This window comes from Pseudomonas sp. Wu6 (assembly GCF_019891515.1).
Taxonomy (GTDB): domain Bacteria; phylum Pseudomonadota; class Gammaproteobacteria; order Pseudomonadales; family Pseudomonadaceae; genus Aquipseudomonas; species Aquipseudomonas orientalis_A.
The window spans coordinates 1-20,382 of record NZ_JAFLXH010000045.1; the positions used below are offsets into that span (position 1 = coordinate 1).

Annotated in this window: 16 protein-coding genes; 3 read left to right on the top strand and 13 right to left on the bottom strand. The window is 62.1% G+C overall.

Translation table 11 applies throughout. The annotated features are described in order from the left end of the window. Positions 1 to 201 precede the first annotated feature (201 nt). From J1G34_RS23810 to betI, 5 genes are all read right to left on the bottom strand, one after another. A complete protein-coding gene (locus J1G34_RS23810) occupies positions 202 to 1,518 on the bottom strand; it encodes a TldD/PmbA family protein (RefSeq protein ID WP_222994713.1) in 1,317 nt (438 codons plus the stop codon). Further along, a complete protein-coding gene (locus tag J1G34_RS23815; protein WP_222994714.1) occupies positions 1,518 to 2,960 on the bottom strand; it encodes a TldD/PmbA family protein in 1,443 nt (480 codons plus the stop codon). Before J1G34_RS23815 ends, J1G34_RS23810 begins: the two co-directional genes overlap by 1 nt. A gap of 205 nt (positions 2,961 to 3,165) precedes the next feature. Then, positions 3,166 to 4,860: a choline dehydrogenase gene (gene betA / locus J1G34_RS23820; protein ID WP_222994715.1), complete on the bottom strand. Its 1,695-nt coding sequence runs from the start codon at positions 4,858 to 4,860 to the stop codon at positions 3,166 to 3,168. Positions 4,861 to 5,019: 159 nt separating this feature from the next. Further along, positions 5,020 to 6,492: a betaine-aldehyde dehydrogenase gene (betB, locus tag J1G34_RS23825; RefSeq protein ID WP_065896297.1), complete on the bottom strand. Its 1,473-nt coding sequence runs from the start codon at positions 6,490 to 6,492 to the stop codon at positions 5,020 to 5,022. Positions 6,493 to 6,542: 50 nt separating this feature from the next. Continuing rightward, positions 6,543 to 7,145: a transcriptional regulator BetI gene (betI, locus tag J1G34_RS23830; RefSeq protein ID WP_222994716.1), complete on the bottom strand. Its 603-nt coding sequence runs from the start codon at positions 7,143 to 7,145 to the stop codon at positions 6,543 to 6,545. 390 nt (positions 7,146 to 7,535) lie between these two features. On the opposite strand from betI, the gene J1G34_RS23835 reads away from it, so the two are divergent. Then, the gene (locus J1G34_RS23835; protein WP_237140441.1) at positions 7,536 to 9,470 is read left to right on the top strand and encodes a BCCT family transporter; all 1,935 of its coding nucleotides are present in this window, start codon (positions 7,536 to 7,538) and stop codon (positions 9,468 to 9,470) included. 145 nt (positions 9,471 to 9,615) lie between these two features. Here the strand turns inward: J1G34_RS23835 and choV are convergent, their stop codons facing one another. From choV to J1G34_RS23850, 3 genes are all read right to left on the bottom strand, one after another. Next, positions 9,616 to 10,794, bottom strand: a complete 1,179-nt coding sequence (gene choV, locus J1G34_RS23840; RefSeq protein WP_065885424.1) for a choline ABC transporter ATP-binding protein — start codon at positions 10,792 to 10,794, stop codon at positions 9,616 to 9,618. Then, complete coding sequence (gene choW / locus J1G34_RS23845; RefSeq protein WP_003194913.1) at positions 10,791 to 11,636, bottom strand: choline ABC transporter permease subunit; 846 nt, start codon at positions 11,634 to 11,636, stop codon at positions 10,791 to 10,793. The genes choV and choW overlap by 4 nt, the downstream gene beginning before the upstream one ends. A 69-nt stretch (positions 11,637 to 11,705) precedes the next feature. Then, positions 11,706 to 12,653, bottom strand: coding sequence for a choline ABC transporter substrate-binding protein (locus J1G34_RS23850; protein WP_065885425.1), 948 nt, complete (start codon positions 12,651 to 12,653; stop codon positions 11,706 to 11,708). A gap of 416 nt (positions 12,654 to 13,069) precedes the next feature. Here J1G34_RS23850 and J1G34_RS23855 point away from each other — a divergent pair, with 416 nt between their 5' ends. Both J1G34_RS23855 and gbdR read left to right on the top strand, forming a co-directional pair. After that, on the top strand, positions 13,070 to 14,446 hold the full coding sequence (locus J1G34_RS23855; RefSeq protein ID WP_065892446.1) for an L-serine ammonia-lyase: 1,377 nt from the start codon (positions 13,070 to 13,072) through the stop codon (positions 14,444 to 14,446). Positions 14,447 to 14,954: 508 nt separating this feature from the next. Continuing rightward, positions 14,955 to 16,058 (top strand): choline metabolism transcriptional regulator GbdR, encoded by a 1,104-nt coding sequence (gene gbdR, locus J1G34_RS23860; protein ID WP_065885427.1) that lies wholly within the window; start codon positions 14,955 to 14,957, stop codon positions 16,056 to 16,058. Positions 16,059 to 16,188: 130 nt separating this feature from the next. Here the strand turns inward: gbdR and J1G34_RS23865 are convergent, their stop codons facing one another. The 5 genes from J1G34_RS23865 to J1G34_RS23885 all read right to left on the bottom strand — a co-directional run bounded on the left by J1G34_RS23865 (position 16,189) and on the right by J1G34_RS23885 (position 20,280). After that, a complete protein-coding gene (locus J1G34_RS23865; RefSeq protein ID WP_065892447.1) occupies positions 16,189 to 16,452 on the bottom strand; it encodes a hypothetical protein in 264 nt (87 codons plus the stop codon). Between the two features lie 225 nt (positions 16,453 to 16,677). Further along, the gene (locus J1G34_RS23870; protein WP_065896295.1) at positions 16,678 to 17,169 is read right to left on the bottom strand and encodes a thioesterase family protein; all 492 of its coding nucleotides are present in this window, start codon (positions 17,167 to 17,169) and stop codon (positions 16,678 to 16,680) included. Between the two features lie 115 nt (positions 17,170 to 17,284). Then, positions 17,285 to 18,250, bottom strand: coding sequence for an L-carnitine dehydrogenase (locus tag J1G34_RS23875; protein ID WP_222994717.1), 966 nt, complete (start codon positions 18,248 to 18,250; stop codon positions 17,285 to 17,287). Between the two features lie 124 nt (positions 18,251 to 18,374). Then, positions 18,375 to 19,262 carry a beta-keto acid cleavage family enzyme gene (locus tag J1G34_RS23880; RefSeq protein ID WP_065896293.1) on the bottom strand — a complete coding sequence of 296 codons (888 nt, stop codon included), beginning with the start codon at positions 19,260 to 19,262 and terminating at the stop codon, positions 18,375 to 18,377. Between the two features lie 73 nt (positions 19,263 to 19,335). Beyond that, on the bottom strand, positions 19,336 to 20,280 hold the full coding sequence (locus tag J1G34_RS23885) for a choline ABC transporter substrate-binding protein (RefSeq protein WP_065892451.1): 945 nt from the start codon (positions 20,278 to 20,280) through the stop codon (positions 19,336 to 19,338). Positions 20,281 to 20,382: the final 102 nt, after the last annotated feature.

Here is a 20,382-nt window from a genome sequence, read left to right on the forward strand (position 1 = left end):
AGCACGTTGCTTGAACTCGCGGGTGTAGGTCTTTCGCTCTTGCATGAAACCTCCTGATTGGGCGAATCATATCGCCCTTAAGAGGTGTCCGGGAGCATTAGGCCAGTTCAGGCTTGCTCCCGATAGCAGTGTGTCAGTCAGTACATGTGTCACTGATACACCGTCATCGGGAGCAAGCCCCCTCCCACAGGGGGTTTGTATTTACAACGTCAGGGTCAGGCGTTTGACCAGGGCGCCCGGCAGCAGATTGGACGCGGTGTTGCGCTGGCTGTAGGTACTGGCCGACAGCAGCAGTTCCCGTTCAATCGTCAACGCTTCCAGCTGTGAGCCAAGCAGGCTGTACACACTGTCATCAAAGCGCATGGTGCTGACCGGGGCCTTGATCTCGCCGTCTTCCACCCAGAACGTGGCGAAGCGGGTCATGCCGGTCAGGCGCGCCGCCGGCAGGTCGGAGTAGTTCAGGTACCACAGGTTGCTGATGTACAGCCCGGTGCCCAATTGCTTGAGGACATCGGCCTGAGCCAGGTTGCCGGCGGCCATCTGCAGGGCGCTGGGGGACTCGTCGCCGCCGGCGCCGTTGGCGCTGAGGCCATATTCGGCGGCGCTGCGCGAGTTGACCAGTTGCCCGTCGGCGCGGCCTGCATCGATCAACCTGACATCGCTGCGCGGGTAGCCTTCCGGGGAAAAGGCCTGGCTCAGTGAACCGCTGATCTGCTCGCTGACGGTCACCAGCGGGCTCAGGTGCTGTTCGCCGACATACAGGCGTTGCAACGAGCTGCCTTTGCTGGCGATGGCCTGGGCGGAAAAACCGCCCCAGGTCACGATGCTGATGATCTCTTCGAGTGCCGCCGGAGCGAGGTAGGCGCGGTACTGTCCGGGCGCCAGCGGGTGCAGCGGTCGGCCCAGGAAGTGGAGCTGGTCGCGCGCCTGTTGGACGCGCCGGGCGAACTCGGCACTGTCCCAGGTGTGCCCGGCGTAGCTGGCCTTGACCGCTTCGCCATTGGCGTGGAACAGGCTGAAGTCGAAGTTGAAGCTATTGGCCTGGTGCCAGCCGAACGCGCCGTCGGAGCTGGCAAAGCCACGGCTGATGGGACCGGCGGCATAGAAGCCAACCATGTCCACGTCTTCTGCAGCCTGGCTGATGTCTTGCAGCACCTGGACCAGCTCCGGCAGGGGGCGTAGCTGTTCGTTGTGGCTGTGCCAGGCGTCGTGGTTCAGCAACAGGTACGGGTCCGCCGGCAGTAACGGCAAGGTTTCGCGCAGTTGCTGCAGGCCATCGGCCAGACGCTGGCGATCCAGCGCCGGCTCGCCGGACAGGGTGATGCCCAGGTCGGCGTGGCGGCCGTCGTTGATCAGCTTGAGGTTCAGGCTCGATTGTTGCACCTGGCCGGCCTGGCGTACCTGCGCGTGGTTGAACCGCACGAACTCCGACGATTCATCCGCGTAGCCGAGGTGAAATTGCTCTTTATCGGTGATGGCCTGCTTGAGCCAGTCCACCAGTGCCTTGAAGTTATTCATCAGGCGTCTCCCCCGAATACATCGACGTTACTGAACACACAGGCCGGCGACGCATGGCCGACGCGGATCACCTGGTTGGGTTCGCCCTTGCCGCAGTTCGGCGTGCCCAACACCTTGAAGGTGCTGGCATCGCCGACCGCGCTGAGGTTGCGCCAGAACTGCGCGGAAATGGCACGGTAGTTGGGGTTCTTCACCACACCCTTGAGTTCGCCGTTTTCGATCAACTGGCCCCACTCACACCCGAACTGGAACTTGTTGCGCGCATCGTCGATGGACCACGAACGATTGGTCGACATCAGGATGCCGTGTTCAATACCGCCCACCAGTTGCGCGAGGTTTTTATCGCCGGGCTCGATATTCAAGTTGGCCATGCGATCGATGGGCGGGCGATTCCAGCCGCAGGCGCGGCTGTTGGCGACGCCTGGCAGGTTGGCGCGAAATTGCGACAACGCGCCGCCCAACGGCTTGAGCAGCAGCCCTTGGCGGATCAGGAACTGCTTGCTGGCGCGGGTGCCGTCATCGTCATGGCTGTAGCTGGCAAGCTGCTCGGGGATGTCCGGGTCGAAGGTCACGTTGAGCAGCGCTGAACCGTATTGCAGGTGGCCGAAGTCGCTGGCCTTCACAAAGCTGGTGCCGGCGTAGTTGCGCTCGTCGCCGAGGATGCGGTCCAGCTCCAGCGGATGGCCGATGGACTCGTGGATCTGCAGGATCATCTGGTCGGGCATCAGCAGCAGGTCACGCGGACCCTGTGGCGTGTTCGGTGCCAGCAACAGTTGCAGGGCCTCGTCGGCCACGCGCGGCGCGGCGCCGATCAGGCCGAAGCGGCTGATCACGTCAAACCCGCCTTGCTGGCCGAAGTTGCTGCCGCCGAGGGTGCGGGTCTGGCTGTCGTTACCGTCGAAGGCCGTGACATTGACGCCGGGGAACACAAAGCGCTGGGCCTGGCGCAATTGGGCGCCGGCGGTGTTGAGGTAGATCTGTTCGACGGTGGTCTGGCCCAGACTCACGTCCCAGCTGACCAGGCGCTCATCCCTGGGCACAGCAGCCGACTCATCGCCGAGCAGTTGGTAGCAGTCGCTCAGGGTGGGGAGGGGCTGGTCGAAGTCGGGCGACAGGTAGTCGGCCACGTCACTGGACACCGCTTGCTCGCGCAGGTCGAGCAGGGCGTGGGGCAGGATCTGCCGGGCCTGCTGCTCGGCGCGCTCGAGGGCGGCTTGCAGGCCGGCCAGGGAAATATCGTTGGTCGCGGCGTAGGCTTCCACGCCGTTGAGGCGCACGGTAAGCATGGCGCCTTCGTCGTGGCTCAGGTGGGGCGGTTCGGCGACGTTCTTGCGTACCGACAGGTATCGGCCGGATTCGCGGACATAGCGCAGGGAGAAGAACTGGGCGTTGGTGCGCAGGGCACTGAAGTGTTTCTTGAGCGTGGCGTGGTGTTCGAACATGGGGCCTTCCTTGTGGGCGGCTCAGCGCGGGCAGGCCAACAGAGTAGGCCGGGGCTGGGAGCTGATCAAGGAAAGTGTAGGTGGGAGGTTTTGCAGTGTCTGGCAGGGCCTCATCGGGGGCAAGCCCCCTCCCACATTCGACCGTGTTCACAAATCAAAGTGTGGGAGGGGGCTTGCCCCCGATGGGAGCGCCGCAGTGTTTCAGTTACTGCGCAATTTCACGCAGCGGCTTTCCACGCACCGGCGCATCGCCGGCCACGTAGTAGTCGGCGGTGCTGCGCGGCAGTGGCGTGCGGCCACGGATCTTTTCGGCGATTTTCTCGGCAATCATGATCGTCGGCGCGTTCAGGTTACCGGTGGTGATGATCGGCATGATCGACGCATCCACCACACGCAAACCCTGCATGCCGTGCACGCGGCCTTCGCCGTCGACCACCGCCATCTCGTCGGTGCCCATCTTGCACGAGCAGGACGGGTGGAACGCGGTCTCGGCGTGCTCGCGGATGAACTTGTCCAGCTGCTCATCGGATTGCACGTCGATACCCGGGCTGATTTCGCGGCCACGGTAAGGGTCGAGCGCCGGCTGCTGCATGATTTCGCGGGTCAGGCGGATGCCGTCACGAAACTCCTGCCAGTCCTGTTCGGTGGCCATGTAGTTGAAGAGGATGCTCGGGTAGTCCCGTGGGTTCTTCGACTTCAGGTGCACGCGGCCACGGCTTGGCGAACGCATGGAACCCATGTGCGCCTGGAAACCGTGCTCTTTCACACCGTTGCTGCCGTTGTAGTTAATGGCGACCGGCAGGAAGTGGTACTGGATGTTCGGCCATTCGAATTCCGGGCGCGAACGGATAAAACCGCCGGCCTCGAACTGGTTGCTGGCGCCGATACCGGTGCCGTTGAACAGCCATTCGGCACCGATGGCCGGCTGGTTGTACCAGAGCAGCGAGGGGTACAGCGACACGGGCTGGGTGCAGGCATATTGCAGGTACAGCTCAAGGTGATCCTGCAGGTTTTCGCCGACGCCTGGCAGGTCATGGACCACCGGGATGTCGAGGCTTTCCAGCAATTTGGCCGGGCCGACGCCGGAGCGTTGCAGCAGTTGCGGCGAGGCAATTGCGCCGCTGCACACCAGCACTTCCTTGCGCGCACGGGCTTCGACGCGCTCTTCGGCAGCGCCGATCAGGTAACGCACGCCGACCGCACGCTTGCCTTCGAACAACACTTTGTCGGTGAGGGCGTGGGTGACGATGGTCAGGGTCGAACGCTTTTTAGCCGTGTCCAGGTAACCGCGTGCGGTGCTGGCGCGACGGCCATTGGGCGTGACGGTACGGTCCATCGGGCCGAAGCCTTCCTGCTGGTAGCCGTTCAAGTCTTCGGTACGCGGGTAACCGGCCTGTACGCCGGCTTCGACCATGGCGTGGAACAGCGGATTATTGCCTGCTTTGGGCGTGGTCACGCTGACCGGGCCTTCGCCGCCGTGGTAGTCGTTGGGGCCGATGTCGCGGGTTTCGGCCTTGCGGAAATACGGCAGGCAGTCCAGGTAGGTCCAGTCTTCCAGGCCCGGCAGCTTCGACCAGTTGTCGTAGTCCATGGCGTTGCCGCGGATGTAGCACATGCCGTTGATCAGGGAAGAGCCACCCAGGCCCTTGCCGCGACCGCATTCCATGCGGCGGCCGTCCATATGCGGCTCTGGATCGGTTTCGTAGGCCCAGTTATAGCGGCGGCCTTGCAGCGGGAAGGCCAGGGCGGCGGGCATCTGGGTACGGAAGTCGAGACGGTAGTCCGGGCCACCGGCTTCCAGCAACAGGACGGTGACGCCTTCGTCTTCGGTCAGGCGAGTCGCCAGGGTGTTACCGGCGGAGCCGGCACCCACAATGATGTAGTCGTATTCTTGGGACATTGGATGCACCCTCTTGATGTGTGGTCAGGTCGGGCCTCATCGGGGGCAAGCCCCCTCCCACACTGACTGTGTTCACAAGTTTAGATGTGTAAACACAGTCAAATGTGGGAGGGGGCTTGCCCCCGATGGCGGCCTTACAGGCAATACAAGGCTCGGGTGTCAGAACACCGAGGCGTAATCACCCAACTCAACCTGTACCGATTTGATGCGCGTGAAGTTGTTCAGCGAGCTGATCCCGTTCTCACGGCCCACACCCGATTGCTTGTAGCCACCCACCGGCATCTTCGCGTCGGACTCGCCCCAGGCGTTGATCCAGCAGATACCCGCTTCCAGTTGATGAATCACGCGGTGAGCGCGGTTCAGGTCCTTGGTGACCAGGCCGGCGGCCAGGCCGAAGTCGGTGTCGTTGGCGCGACGGATCACTTCTTCTTCGGTTTCATAGGTGAGGATGCTCATCACCGGGCCAAAGATTTCTTCACGCACGATGGTCATGTCGTCGGTGCAGTCGGTGAACACGGTCGGGGCCACGAACGCGCCTTTGGCCAGGTCGCCGTCGGTCAGGCGATCGCCGCCGCACAGCAGGCGTGCGCCTTGCTCTTTGCCCTTGGCGATGTAGCCCAGCACGCTTTCCATGTGAGCAAAGCTGACCAGCGGGCCGAAGTTGGTGTTGTCGTCCTGCGGGTCGCCTACACGGATGCGCGCAACACGTTCAAGAATCTTGGCTTCGAACGCTGCTTGCAGATGCTTGGGCACGAACACGCGGGTGCCGTTGGTGCAGACCTGGCCGGAGCTGTAGAAGTTGGCCATCATCGCGATGTCGGCGGCGCGATCCAGGTCGGCGTCTTCGAACACGATCAGCGGCGACTTGCCGCCCAGTTCCATGGTCACTTCCTTGAGCGAGGAGCTCGACGCGCTGGCCATGACTTTCTTGCCGGTGTCGGTGCCGCCGGTGAACGAGACTTTCTCGATGCGCGGGTGCTCGGTCAGCCAGGTGCCGACTTCACGGCCGCTGCCGGTCAGTACGTTGAACACACCGGCCGGAACGCCGGCTTCGGTGTAGATCTCGGCCAGTTTCAGGGTGGTCAGCGAGGTGACTTCGCTGGGCTTGAAGATCATCGCGTTACCGGCAGCCAGGGCCGGTGCGGATTTCCACAGGGCGATCTGGATCGGGTAGTTCCACGCGCCGATACCGGCGACCACGCCCAGCGGCTCGCGGCGGGTGTAGACGAATGAGGTGTCGCGCAGCGGAATCTGCTCGCCTTCGATGGCCGGCACCAGGCCCGCGTAGTATTCCAGCACGTCGGCGCCGGTGACGACGTCGACGTATTTGGTTTCGGAGAACGCCTTGCCGGTGTCCAGGGTTTCCAGGGCGGCCAGCTCATCGTTGCGCTCGCGCAGGATGTCGACGGCGCGGCGCAGGATGCGCGAACGCTCCATGGCGGTCATGGCGGCCCAGATCTTCTGGCCTTTTTCGGCGCTGACCACGGCACGTTCAACGTCTTCCTTGGTAGCGCGTTGCACTTGGGCGAGAACTTCACCGTTAGCCGGGTTGATGGCTTCGAAGGTGGCATCGCTGCCAGCGTCGCTGTAGCCGCCGTCAATGTAGAGTTTTTGCAGTTCGAAACGGGCCATAAAGTCCTCGCAAGTGCATAAGTGGTTGGCGCGGTTCGGGAGTTGAGCGGTTATGTGCTCTGACTCACCTGCTTGGCCAATTGGAAATCCATGTATTCGTGAGCAATGCGTTGCGCCTGCTCCGTGTCGAAAGCGTCTCCCGACAGGGCACCGCGCAACCACAAACCGTCGATCAGGGCCGCCAGGCCTCGGGCTGCGCTGCGTGCTTCGGGCAACGGCAGCGCACGGCGGAACTGGCAACACAGGTTGGAATACAGACGTTGATCGTTGATCCGCTGCAACCTGTGCAAAGACGGGTGGTGCATGCTGGAGGCCCAGAAGGCCAGCCAGGTTTTCATTGCCGGGCCGTTGACCTGGCTGGCGTCGAAGTTGCCGGCGACGATCACCTGGAGGTGGGCGCGCGGGCTGTCATCCTTCAACGCTCGTCGACGTGCGTGGATGTTTTCCATCAGCACGCTCATCAAGTACTGCATCGTCGCTGCGATCAGGCCGTTCTTGTCCCGAAAGTAGTGACTGATGATGCCGTTCGAGACGCCTGCCAAACGGGCGATCAGCGCAATGCTGGCATCTCCCATTCCGACTTGATCGATGGCCGTCATCGTGGCTTCGATCAACTGCTGGCGGCGTATGGGTTGCATACCGACCTTGGGCATGTAGCACCTCTCCTTTGGCCTGCCGACAGGCGATCCACGTCCGTCGGCTTGAAGGCCAGTCTATTTTGTTTTGATTGAACGTTCAATCAACAAAGAATAAGCTCTGCGACAAATGGTCGCTGCCTACAGAAGTTTCCTACCTGAGAGCCGCGACCTCTGACACCTGCTAAAACCCCTGAAACAGGCCGTATCAGGGCTTGGGCACCGCTTCGGCGGGGTCCGGGATTTTCGGGATGTCTTTATAACACCCGTCCGTCGACTGCCGAAAAATCGATGTCCCGGGATAACCGTTGCCTTGTGTTTCTCTCTCGCACTGCCCGGAGCATCTGCGCCATGAGTTCTGCCTCTCTTATAAAGACTCCGCCCGAAAAGGTGCGGGTCAACGGTTGGGTGTTCTACACCTCCACCGCGCTGATTCTGTTGTTGACTGCCATTCTGATCATCGCCCCGCAGGAGGCCGGGCGCATGCTCGGCGTCGCCCAGGCCTGGCTGTCGAAAAGCTTCGGCTGGTACTACATGGTGGTCATCGCCGCCTACCTGGTGTTCGTGGTCGGCCTGGCGTTTTCGTCCTATGGCAAATTGAAACTGGGCAGCAAGGACGACACCCCGGACTTCAGCTACGGCGCCTGGGCCGGCATGCTGTTCTCGTCGGGCATCGGCATTTCGCTGCTGTACTTCGGCGCCTCCGAGCCGCTGGATCACTACTTCAACCCGCCCGAAGGCGCGGCTGCCAGCAATGGCGCGGCACGTCAGGCCCTGCAACTGACCTTCCTGCACTGGGGCCTGCATGGCTGGGCGATCTATGCGCTGGTCGGCCTGGCCGTGGCGTACTTCGCGTATCGCCATAACCAGCCGCTGGCCTTGCGTTCGGCGCTGTACCCGCTGGTGGGCGAGCGCTGGGTAAAAGGCGCGGCCGGCCACGCGGTGGACGGTTTCGGCATGTTCGTGACCTTGCTCGGCCTGGTGACCAACCTGGGGATTGGCGCGATGCAGGTGTCGTCGGGGCTTGAAAACCTGTTCGGCATGGCGCACAGCAACACCAACCTGCTGATCGTGATCATCGTGATGAGCACCGTGGCGACCATCGCGGCGGTGTCGGGCGTGGAGAACGGCATTCGCCGCCTGTCCAACCTCAACATCGTCTTGTTCAGCGGGTTGCTGATCTTCGTGCTGCTGTTCGGCCCCACGCTGCACTTGCTCAACGGCCTGGTGCAGAACACCGGTGACTACCTCAACGGTATCGTGCTGAAAACCTTCGACCTGTATGTGTATGAAGGCGACGGCGCCAAGACCGAACGCTGGATGGGCCTGTGGACCCTGTTCTACTGGGCCTGGTGGATTTCCTGGGCACCTTTCGTGGGCATGTTCATTGCGCGTATTTCCCGTGGGCGGACCGTGCGTGAACTGGTGGCCGGCGTGCTGCTGATCCCGCTGGGCTTCACCCTGGCGTGGTTGTCGATCTTCGGCAACTCGGCGCTGGACCTGGTGCTGAACCATGGCGCCGTGGAGTTGGGCAAGACCGCGCTGGAACAACCGTCCATGGCGATCTACCAGTTGCTTGAGCATTACCCGGCGTCGAAAGTCGTCATCGGTGTGTCGATCTTCGTCGGCTTTGTGCTGTTCCTGACGCCGGCGGATTCCGGCGCGGTGATGATGGCCAACCTGTCGTGCAAGGGCGGCAACGTGGATGAAGATGCGCCGCACTGGCTGCGCATTTTCTGGTCGGCGGTGATTACCCTGGTGACCATCGGCCTGCTGTTCGCCGGCAACTTCGAAGCCATGCAGACCATGGTGGTGCTGGCGGGGCTGCCGTTCTCGGTGGTGCTGATTCTGTTCATGTTCGGTTTGCACAAGGCCATGCGCCAGGACGTGGCCATCGAACAGGAGCAGGCGCAGTTGGCTGAACGCGGGCGTCGCGGCTTCAGCGAGCGCTTGACCGCACTGGACCTGCAACCGAGCCAGGGCACCGTGCAACGCTTTATGGACAAGCACGTCACGCCGGCGCTTGAAGAAGCGGCGACGGCGTTGCGTGAGCAGGGTTTGCACGTGCAGACGCTGCTGGGCAAATCCAAGCGCTGCATCGGTGTGCGGATCGAGATGGAAGAGGGCAACCCGTTTGTCTATGAAGTCAGCCTGGATGCCTACTCGTCGGCGCCGGCTGACTTGCCTGAAGAAGAGCGCACGCGGTATTACCGTGCCGAGGTGTACCTGCACAACGGGCCTCAGGAATACGACCTGATGGGCTTCACCCAGGAGCAGATCACCCGGGATGTGCTCGATCAGTTTGAAAGCCATCGGCAACTCCTTGGCCGGGTCTATAGCTGATAGTTGGGCTTGCCATGATCGTTCCCACGCTCCGCGTGGGAATGCATCCCGTGACGCTCCGCGTCACCAGCGCAGCGGACCGTTGGCGGGACGCGGAGCGTCCCAGGCGGCATTCCCACGCGGAGCGTGGGAACGATCAGCTCCTTCAGCCCAGGTTCTTGCCCAGCAGGGCATGGTAGAGCTCGCTGTCACCCAGGATGCCCACCACCTTGTTGTTGTCATGCAGCACCAGCTTGTTGCCTGTCTGATAGCGAATCTGCAGCGCATCGCGCATGCCGATGTTGGAGTCCACCAGCGTCGGCACCCGGCCCAGACCTTCCACCGCTTGCCCCGGCGCCCAGTTCTGCAGGTTCATCACCACGCCGTTCTGCCGCGCGCCCTGGATGGTGTTGCCTTCGGCCAGGTCCAGCCAGGAGTCGCCGCCCGGGTCCAGGCATACCGAACCGTTGACCCGCGTGCAGTTGTCCAGCGTCCGCATCAGGCTGCGGCCGCACAGCACGTTCAGCGGGTTGGTATGGGCGACGAAGGTGCGCACATAGTCGTCCGCCGGGTTCAGCACGATCTCTTCCGGCACGCTGTACTGGATGATCTTGCCGTCTTTCATGATTGCGATGCGGCTGCCCAGCTTGAGGGCCTCGTCGAGGTCGTGGCTGACGAACACGATGGTCTTGTTCAGCTTGCGCTGCAGTTCCAGCAGTTCATCCTGCAGGCCTTGGCGAATCAGCGGGTCGAGGGCGGAGAAGGGTTCGTCCATCAGCAGGATATCGGCGTCCATCGCCAGCGCACGGGCCAGGCCGACGCGCTGTTGCATGCCGCCGGACAGCTCGTCCGGCTTCTTGTTGCGCCATTGGGTCAGGCCCACCAGTTCGAGTTTTTCATCGACCAGCGTGCGTCGTTCCTTTTCCGGACGGCCCTGCATTTCCAGGCCGAAGCTGATGTTCTCGCGCACCGTCAGCCAGGGCATCAGGGCGAATTTCTGGAACACCATGGCGATGCGTTTGGTGCGCATCATTTTCAGCTCGGCCGGCGTGCAGGAGGCGATATCGATCTGGCGCCCTTCGTGCTCGACAAACAGTTGGCCACGGCTGACCGTGTTGAGGCCGTTGATGCAGCGCAGCAGACTGGATTTGCCGGAGCCCGACAGGCCCATCAGCACACAGATCTCGCCTTTTTCGATATCCAGGCTGGCGTTTTCCACGCCGACAATCTGCCCGGTTTTTTTCAGGATTTCGTTACGGCTCATGCCCTGGTCCAGCAGCTTGAGCGCTTCGCGTGGGTCTTTGGAAAAGATCACGTCGACTTTGTCGAATCGGATAATGCTCATGCATCACCCCCTACTTTGGCGTCGGGTTGTTTGCAGATACGGTCGAGCATGATGGCCAGCAATACGATTGCCAGGCCCGCTTCAAAGCCCAGGGCGATATCGGCGGTGTTCAGTGCGTTGACCACCGGCTTGCCGAGGCCGTCGGCACCCACCAGCGCCGCGATCACCACCATCGACAACGACAGCATGATGCATTGGGTAATGCCGGCGGCGATGCTCGGCATGGCGTGGGGCAGTTCAATGCGCGAGAGCAACTGGCGGCGCGAGCAGCCGAAGGCCTTGCCGGCGTCCATCAGTTCTTGCGGAACGTCGCGGATACCCAGGTAGGTCAGGCGGATGGGCGCGGCAATCGCGAACACCACGGTGGAAATCAGCCCAGGCACCACACCCAGCCCGAAGAGGGTCAGGGTTGGGATGAGGTAGACGAAGGTCGGCACGGTCTGCATCAGATCGAGTACCGGCCGCATCATGGTGTAGAACATCGGCTTGTGCGCGGCAACAATGCCCAGCGGCACGCCGATGACCACGCAAACCAGGGTGGCGAACAGCACCTGGGCGAGGGTTTCCATGGTTTCCTGCCAGTACCCCAGGTTGAGGATCAGCAGGAAGGAGGCAATGACGAACACCGTCAGGCCCCATTTGCGTTGAATAAAGTGAGCCAGCAGCGCAATCAGACCGATCAATGCCAGCGGATTGAACCAGGTCAGCGCAAACGTCACGCCGTGGATCATCGTTTCCAGTGTCGATGCGATTGCGTCGAAGTAGTTGGCACCGTGTTGGGTCAACCAGTCGACGAAGGCAGCGATGTACTGGCCTAGTGGGATTTTCTGTTCAGTCAGCATGGTAGTGAATGTCCACATGCGAAGGGGAATACATCCCGGGGCAGCGCACCGCCCCGGGGTCAGCGGGGGTTACTTGGCGAGGTAAGCCTTGACGGCGTCGAGTCCTGGTTTGCCATCGACGGTGGTGACACCGGCCAGCCAGGTGTCGAGCACTTGCGGGTTCTTCTGCAGCCAGGCCTTGGCGGCGGCGTCGGCCTTCATCTTGTCGTCCAGGACGTTACCCATCAGGGTGCTTTCCATGTCCAGCGTGAACACCAGGTTTTTCAGCAACTGGCCAACGTTGCTGCATTCCTGGGTGTAGCCCTTGCGGGTGTTGGTGTAGATGGTGGCCTGGCCGTAGTTGGGGCCGAACGAATCGTCACCCCCGGTCAGGTACTTCATCTTGAAGCGGGTGTTCATCGGGTGCGGTTCCCAGCCCAGGAACACGATGGCCTGGTTGCGCTTTGAGGCGCGTTCAACCTGGGAGAGCATCCCGGCTTCACTGGATTCGACCACCTTGAAACCGGCGGTCTTGAGGCCGAAGGCGTCTTTGTCGATCAACGTCTGGATGGTGCGGTTGCCGTCGTTGCCCGGCTCGATGCCGTAGATCTTGCCGCCCAGCTCATCCTTGAATTTGGCGATGTCGGCGAAGTCTTTCAGGCCCTTGTCATACAGCGCCTCGGGCACCGCCAGGGTGTATTTGGCGTTCTCCAGGTTGGCACGTACGGTTTCCACGGTGCCGGCTTCGCGGTACTGCTTGATGTCGTTTTCCATGGTCGGCATCCAGTTGCCGAGGAAGATGTCCATGTTCTTGCCGTCGGCCAGGGACTTGTAGGTCACTGGGACCGAAATCATCGTGGTGCGTGGCTTGTAGCCCAGGCCCTTGAGGATTTCGCTGGTGGTCGCGGTGGTGACGGTGATGTCGGTCCAGCCGACATCGGAGAAGTTGACGGTCTTGCACTGTTCCGGTTCTGCGGCGTGCGCCATGACCGGCAGACTCAGCATGGCGGCCAACAACAACGAGGGTGAACCTTTCATCGGGGTAGACTCCTGTGTTTTTTCTGGCGGCATTCGCCGCGCTTTATAAGTGCTGCTATTGGAGTGTGCGTTGGACAGCTCTGGCACGGTGCCTTGCAAACGAGTCGTGACTGATCATGTACCAGTGAAAATCTGACGCCTACAGGGGGCGTCGTATCCAGTACAGGGAGGGTCGCATCCAGTACCGATGACGTCGCTTACAGATTTTTCCAAAGGTAAAACCGCTGTTCTTACCCTTCTGCACCGCAAAAAACGCCCAAAACAGGCCATTACACGCGAGCGACGCTGGTGAGCATGGATGCGTCGGTGTGAGACGCCGTGAGCGGCTGCAAAAGCCTGATGATGCGGCCATCTGGGCGATCTGAGCGTAGCACCTCGTTCAAGCCTGGCCGTGCTTATCGAGGAGTTCTACCGCAATGGCTATCAGTGTTTTCGACCTGTTCAAGATCGGCATCGGGCCTTCGAGTTCTCACACCGTCGGCCCCATGCGCGCCGCCGCGCTGTTCGTTCAAGGCTTGCGCGAGCGTGATCTGTTGGGCCAGGTTCGGCGCGTCGAGGTGCAACTCTACGGCTCGTTGTCGGCCACCGGTATCGGCCATGGCAGTGACACCGCCACCATCATGGGCCTGATGGGCGAATGGCCGGACGCAATCGACCCGTCGCAGATCGGCGTGCGCATTCACACGCTGCGCGAAACCGACACCTTGTTGCTCGACGGCCGTCTGCCGGTGCCGTTCGTATGGTCACGGGACATGCGCCTGCTCGACGAAAACCTGCCGTTCCATCCCAACGCCATGACCCTGGTGGTGTGGGGGGATGACGGCGAGTTGCACCGCGACACCTACTACTCGGTGGGCGGCGGCTTTGTGGTGGATGAAGCTCAGGCGCAAAGTGGCGTGGCCGATATGGACGGCACCGTACTGCCTTACGATTTCTCCAGCGCGGCCGAGTTGCTGCAGCTGTGCAAGACCCACAACCTGCGGGTCGCCGAACTGATGCTGGCCAACGAGAAAACCTGGCGCTCCGAAGAAGAAATCCGCAGCGGCCTGATGAAACTCTGGCGTGCCATGCAGGATTGCGTGGAGCAGGGCCTCAAGCACGAAGGTATCCTGCCCGGCGGTCTCAACGTGCGCCGTCGCGCTGCCAAGCTGCACCGCAGCCTGCAGGAACTGGGCAAGCCGAATGTGATCGGTTCGACCTTGAGCGCCATGGAGTGGGTCAACCTGTTCGCCCTGGCGGTCAACGAAGAAAACGCCGCCGGTGGGCGCATGGTCACCGCACCCACCAATGGCGCGGCGGGGATTATTCCGGCCGTGCTGCACTATTTCATGAAGTTCAGTGAAGAAGTGACTGAGGCCAACGTGGTCGACTACCTGCTCGGCGCGGCGGCAGTGGGTATTCTGTGCAAGAAGAACGCCTCGATCTCCGGTGCCGAAGTCGGTTGCCAGGGCGAAGTGGGTTCCGCCTGCGCCATGGCCGCAGCGGGCCTGGCCGAAATTCTCGGCGCCACGCCGGAGCAACTGTGCAACGCTGCGGAAATCGGCCTGGAACATAACCTGGGCCTGACCTGCGACCCGGTCGGCGGCCTGGTGCAAGTGCCGTGTATCGAGCGCAATGCGATTGCGGCGGTCAAGGCGATCAATGCGGCGCAGATGGCCTTGCGCGGCGACGGCCAGCACTTTATTTCCCTGGACCGGGTGATCCGCACCATGCGCGATACCGGGGCGGATATGCACGACAAGTACAAAGAAACGTCGCGCGGTGGGTTGGCGGTCAGCGCTGTTGAGTGCTGAGACCGCGTCGCCTGCATCGGGAGCAAGCCCCCTCCCACACTTGACCGCATTCCTACAGGATGTACTCGGTCAAATGTGGGAGGGGGCTTGCTCCCGATAGCGGTTGTCCAGGCGACACTGCTCACAAAGTGAACACCCCCAACCAAAACCGCCACCTTTTAGCGCGTCGCAAATAGATAAGTAGCCTGCGAACGATTTACCCCTCCGTTACCCGTCCCCCGTGCTTTGGGTGACAGACTTTTCCTACGCCCGCAAAGCGCCTTCCCACAAGTGCTACCGTTCTGCTCACGGCCCTTGAACGCCCATCCTGTGCGTTATATCCCACGTTTAATGCGCGGGCTTATATAGACGCGTCAACAGGTCGTTTTCAGGATTTGTTGAATGGCCATTCAAATTTAGGCATGGCATTTGCTCTATCAATTCAAAGCCTCTGTCCTTGCAAGGGATGAGCGCAATAACAAGAGCCTCGCCTGAGGCCATCACCTGCTTTGTGTGAGGAGATACTGTGATGACGTCGTCCAACTCCGGGGGCCAACCCCAGAACCGTGCGCCTCAATCCATCGGCTTTTTGCTGCTGGACAATTTCACGCTGATTTCCCTGGCGTCGGCCGTGGAACCGCTGCGCATGGCCAACCAGCTGTCCGGCCGCGAGCTGTATCGCTGGACAACCCTGAGTGTCGACGGCAACCAGGTGTGGGCCAGCGATGGCCTGCAGATCACGCCCGATGCCGCGATGCACAAGGCCCCGGTGCTGGACACGGTGATTGTCTGCGGCGGCGTCGGCATTCAGCGCACCGTCACCCGCGAACACGTGTCGTGGCTGCAAAGCCAGGCGCGTCAGTCCCGGCGTCTCGGTGCGGTGTGCACCGGCAGTTGGGCCCTGGCCTGCGCAGGTCTGCTCGATGGTTTTGATTGCAGCGTGCACTGGGAATGCCTGGCGTCGATGCAGGAAGCGTTCCCCCGCGTAGCCATGAGCACCCGCCTGTTCACCCTCGACCGCAACCGCTTCACCAGCTCCGGCGGCACTGCGCCGTTGGACATGATGCTGCACCTGATCAGCCGCGACCACGGCCGTGAACTGTCGGCAGCCATCTCCGAGATGTTTGTGTACGAACGCATCCGTAACGAACAGGATCACCAGCGCGTGCCGCTCAAGCACATGCTCGGCACCAACCAGCCCAAGCTGCAGGAAATCGTTGCGCTGATGGAAGCCAACCTGGAAGAGCCCATCGACCTGGACGAACTGGCGGTGTACGTCGCCGTGTCGCGTCGCCAACTGGAGCGGCTGTTCCAGAAATACCTGCACTGTTCGCCGTCGCGCTACTACCTCAAGTTGCGCTTGATCCGTGCGCGGCAGTTGCTCAAGCAGACGCCGATGTCGATCATCGAAGTGGCGTCGGTGTGCGGGTTTGTGTCCACGCCGCACTTCTCCAAGTGCTACCGCGAATACTTCGGCATTCCGCCGCGGGATGAGCGCGTAGGTTCCAACACCACCCAGCAAGTGGCGATGATGCCGATTCCCCAGGCACTGGTGTTGTCACCGCTGTCGGGGCCGATGTCGGCGTTGAGCCAGGCGCGCAATGAGTCGACCTTCGCGAGCGTAAGGCTCTGACACTGGCCGCTTTAAATTGTAGGAGCGAGCTTGCTCGCGAAAAACTCAAGATCGCTGCGGGGTGTCTGATTACCCGCGTTATCGTTGACGATTTTCGCGAGCAAGCTCGCTCCTACAGGGAGAGTGTGTCTCAGGCGCCAGAGTTCTGCTTGAACTGCATCAAAGCCGGCAACAACTGCTTATCGATCGCCTGCCGCACCGCCGGCAGAATCGTCGCCTTGCCGGTGTACATCTGTTCCACCATGCCCTTGAGCGCCTTGGCCCGCGCTTCGCTCAAACCGCGTACCGCACACTCGCATGCCTGCTCGGCCGTGGCACCGCTGGACACTTCAAAACCCAGCGAGCGCAGTTGGCTCAGCAGGTCATCCTGGTCAATCAAATCCGCGTGCATCATGACGTTTATCCTAGTGTAGGGAACGGTGATTGAGCTGGATTCTGGTAGGCCCCCGGCCGGTGGGCAAGCGCAGAATCGAGCAATGCCTCGGATGGCTATGAACAGGTCGTTTTCGGGTTACTCAGGCCTGCAGGTAATAGGCACACTGGCGCCAGGCACGCAGCTTGATGGTTTGGTCACCCTCGGGATGCACGGCTCACACAAGGCACCTCTGCCCCGATCCAGTCACGGCTGGTTCGGGGCTTTTTTTGCCGGCAAACCGATGACCCGGCCGAGCAGGGCGGGCCGTGGCAGCTCGGCCTGTGCAGCGCTGATTGCGGTGAGCTTGTGCAGCGTGGCCTCAGTGAACGGCGTTGCGTGCGGGCCGGCCAGGTCGACATGCAGCAGCATCTGTTCGTTGCCGGCCAGCTCCTTTTCATCACCCAGCAGATGCAGGCTGTGATAGAGGTGCAGGCGCTTGGCATCAAAGGCGATCAGTTGGGTGCGCACTTCGACCTCGGCCCCCAGCTTCACTTCGTGCAGGTAGTTCAAATGCAGTTCCAGGGTGAACAGCGAGTGGCCGCTGGCTTCACGGTTATCGCTGTCCAGGCCCAGGGTGTCCATCAACGCGTCGGTGGCGTAGCTGAAGATCAGCAGGTAGAACGCATCGCGCAGGTGGCCGTTGTAGTCCACCCAGGCGGGCTGGATTCTAGTTGTGTAGGTTTTTAATGCGGACATGGGGCTGTACTCGGTAAAAAATGTGGGAGGGGGCTTGCCCCCGATGGCGGTTCGTCAGCGGCAGATGGGCTGGCTGACCCACCGCTATCGGGGGCAAGCTCCCTCCCACATTCTGTTATTCGGCGAAGGTCATGCCGTGTTTGGCTTTAGTAACCTTGACGGCCTCCAGCACCGCCAGCAGGCAATCATCACGATAGCGCTCCAGCGCGGAAATGCTGTGGCTGCCCAGTTGGTCGCTGGTGCCGGCAACCACATCGTCAATCAACGTGTCGGTCAATTCGGGCGCGGGCAGATACGTCCACGGCAACTGCAATGCCGGCCCGAACTGCGCCATGAAGTGGCGCATGCCCGCGTCGCCGCCCGCCAGCGTGTAGGTGAGGAAGGTGCCCATGAACGACCAGCGCAGGCCGGCGCCAAAACGAATCGCATCGTCGATTTCACCGGTGGTCGCCACGCCATCGTTGACCAGATGCAGCGCCTCGCGCCACAGCGCTTCCAGGAGCCGGTCGGCAATGAACCCCGGCACTTCCTTGCGCACGTGCAGGGGGCGCATGCCGAGGGATTCATACACCTTGATGGCGGCCTGGATCGCCTCCGGCGCGGTGCGTTTGCCGCCCACCACCTCCACCAGGGGCAACAGGTACACCGGGTTGAAGGGGTGGCCGACCACGCAGCGTTCGGGGTGGGTCGAGTCCTCATAGAATTCGCTCGGCAGCAGCCCAGACGTGCTCGAGCCGATCAACGCATCCGGCTTGGCTGCCGCGCTGATCTGGCGGTGTAATTGCAACTTCAGCTCCAGGCGTTCCGGGGCGCTTTCCTGGATGAAGTCGGCGTCTTTGACGCACGCTTCGATGGTACTGACAAAGCGCAGGCGATCCAGGGAAGCGCCCGGGGCCAAGCCTTGTTTCTCCAGCGCGCCCCAGGCATTGGCGACACGCTTGCGCAGCGCCGCCTCGGCACCGGGCGCCGGGTCCCAGGCCACGACATCCAGGCCGTGGGCGAGGGCGCGAGATACCCAGCCGCTGCCGATAACACCGCTGCCGAGGGCGGCGAAGGTTTTGATTTCTGTGATAAAGCGCATGGGTGCATTCCTAAAGAGTTTGGTGATCCCCTGTGGGAGGGGGCTTGCCCCCGATGGCGGTGCGTCAGTCGATGCATTCGTTACTGATCCACCGCTATCGGGGGCAAGCCCCCTCCCACATTTTTTATCCGCGCTTGGTCAGGCCCATCTTCACGCGGCCTTCCGCCGGGGTCATGACCCGCGCCCCCAGGCGGCTGAGGATTTCACTGGCGCGCTCGACCAGTTGGCCATTGGTGGCGAGCACGCCCTTGTCCAGCCACAGGTTGTCTTCCAGGCCGACCCTCACGTTGCCGCCCAGCAGCACCGCTTGCGCTGCCATCGGCATTTGCATGCGGCCAATGCCGAAACCGGCCCACACCGCGTCGGCGGGCAGGTTGTCGACCATGGCTTTCATGGTGGTGGTGTCGGCCGGGGCGCCCCACGGGATGCCCAGGCACAGTTGAAACAGTGGGTTGTCGAGCAGGCCTTCCTTGATCATCTGCTTGGCGAACCACAGGTGGCCGGTGTCGAAGATTTCCAGCTCGGCCTTCACGCCCAGCTCTTGGATACGCTTGGCGCCCGCCCGCAGTTGCGCCGGGGTAGACACGTAAATGGTGTCGCCATCGCCGAAGTTCAGCGTGCCGCAGTCCAGTGTGCAGATTTCCGGCAGCAGTTCTTCCACATGCGCCAGGCGGGTCAGCGGGCCGACCAGGTCGGTGTTGGGACCGAACGCCATAGGGTGCTCGCCGCCGCCGATCTCCAGGTCGCCGCCCATGCCGGCAGTGAGGTTGACGATGATGTCGATGTCGGCCTCGCGGATGCGCTCCATCACTTCGCGGTACAGCGCCACGTCGCGGCTGAACTTGCCGGTGTGCGGGTCACGCACATGGCAGTGCACCACGGTCGCGCCGGCCTTGGCCGCTTCCACCGCGGCGGCTGCGATCTGTTTGGGGGTGACCGGTACGTGCGGGCTTCTGGCGCTGGTGTCGCCAGCACCGGTGAGTGCGCAGGTGATGATGACGTCGTGGTTCATGGGACGGTTCCTTACAGGCGTGGTGGTGCCGTTCGCGGCCTCAAATGGCCGCGAAACGGTGATTCGGAGAAGGTTATTGGCTGGTCAGTTTCAGGTCGGCAGCGGCGGGTTTGCCATCGAAGGTGGTCACGCCTTGCAGCCAGCGCGCCTGGTCTTGCGGGTGATCCTTGAGCCACTGCCGGGCCGACTCAATGGGGTCCTTGTGATCCAGCAGGGGCTGCATCATCCGGCTCTCATCGGCGGCGGTGAAGGTCAGGTTGGTCAGCAGCTTGTGCACGTTGGGGCATTGCTCGGCGTAGGCCGGCGCGGTGACCGTCCACACGGTGGCCATGCCTTCGTTCGGGCCCAGGGCGTCGTCGCTGCCGGTGAGGTAGGTCATGGCGACGTTGACGTTCATCGGGTGCGGCGCCCAGCCGAAGAACACCACGGCTTCCTTGCGGCGTACCGCACGGTCGACGGCAGAGAGCATGGCCGCTTCACTGGATTCAACCAGTTGGAACTTGCCCAGGCCGAACTGGTTCTTGGCGATCATCGCCTTGATCTGGGTATTGGCGCCTGAGCCCGGCTCGATGCCATAGATCTTGCCGCCCAGCTCTTTCTCGAACTTGGCGATATCGGCAAAGGTCTTCAGGCCCTTGTCCGCCAGGTAAGTGGGGACGGCGAGAGTGGCGCGGGCGTCTTCCAGGCTCGGTTTGTCGAGCACCTTGACTTGCCCGGCGTCGACGAACGGCGTGATGGTCTGGGTCATCAGCGGGTTCCAGTAGCCCAGGAACAGGTCCAGGCGCTGGTCGCGGATGCCGGCAAAGATGATTTGCTGGGAGGCGCTGGTCTGTTTGGTTTTATAGCCGAGGCCGTCGAGCAACACCTGGGCCATGGCACTGGTGGCGATCACGTCGGTCCAGTTCACCACGCCCAGGCGTACGTTCTGGCATGAAGCGGCATCCGCTGCCATGACGTGGGTGCTCAAAATAGCGCTGACGCTGAGTGCAAGCACGCTGCGGCTGATCAGTCGGTTCATGGTGGAGCCCTCGGCAGGTCGTTATTGTGGGGTCCGGCGTCTTTGTGCACCGTGCAGCCAAGTTACGTACCTTCGCCAGCGCCGAAACGCACAGCGGCGACC

Bases quoted from the DNA above. Each gene is read 5' to 3' on its own strand.
- J1G34_RS23870 (WP_065896295.1), bottom strand. From the start codon at position 17,169: ATGTCCGCATTAAAAACCTACACAACTAGAATCCAGCCCGCCTGGGTG.
- J1G34_RS23810 (WP_222994713.1), bottom strand. From the start codon at position 1,518: ATGAATAACTTCAAGGCACTGGTGGACTGGCTCAAGCAGGCCATCACC.
- choV (WP_065885424.1), bottom strand. From the start codon at position 10,794: ATGAGCATTATCCGATTCGACAAAGTCGACGTGATCTTTTCCAAAGAC.
- betI (WP_222994716.1), bottom strand. From the start codon at position 7,145: ATGCCCAAGGTCGGTATGCAACCCATACGCCGCCAGCAGTTGATCGAA.
- J1G34_RS23815 (WP_222994714.1), bottom strand. From the start codon at position 2,960: ATGTTCGAACACCACGCCACGCTCAAGAAACACTTCAGTGCCCTGCGC.
- J1G34_RS23880 (WP_065896293.1), bottom strand. From the start codon at position 19,262: ATGAACCACGACGTCATCATCACCTGCGCACTCACCGGTGCTGGCGAC.
- J1G34_RS23850 (WP_065885425.1), bottom strand. From the start codon at position 12,653: ATGAAAGGTTCACCCTCGTTGTTGTTGGCCGCCATGCTGAGTCTGCCG.
- gbdR (WP_065885427.1), top strand. From the start codon at position 14,955: ATGACGTCGTCCAACTCCGGGGGCCAACCCCAGAACCGTGCGCCTCAA.
- betB (WP_065896297.1), bottom strand. From the start codon at position 6,492: ATGGCCCGTTTCGAACTGCAAAAACTCTACATTGACGGCGGCTACAGC.
- J1G34_RS23885 (WP_065892451.1), bottom strand. From the start codon at position 20,280: ATGAACCGACTGATCAGCCGCAGCGTGCTTGCACTCAGCGTCAGCGCT.
- J1G34_RS23875 (WP_222994717.1), bottom strand. From the start codon at position 18,250: ATGCGCTTTATCACAGAAATCAAAACCTTCGCCGCCCTCGGCAGCGGT.
- J1G34_RS23865 (WP_065892447.1), bottom strand. From the start codon at position 16,452: ATGATGCACGCGGATTTGATTGACCAGGATGACCTGCTGAGCCAACTG.
- choW (WP_003194913.1), bottom strand. From the start codon at position 11,636: ATGCTGACTGAACAGAAAATCCCACTAGGCCAGTACATCGCTGCCTTC.
- J1G34_RS23855 (WP_065892446.1), top strand. From the start codon at position 13,070: ATGGCTATCAGTGTTTTCGACCTGTTCAAGATCGGCATCGGGCCTTCG.
- betA (WP_222994715.1), bottom strand. From the start codon at position 4,860: ATGTCCCAAGAATACGACTACATCATTGTGGGTGCCGGCTCCGCCGGT.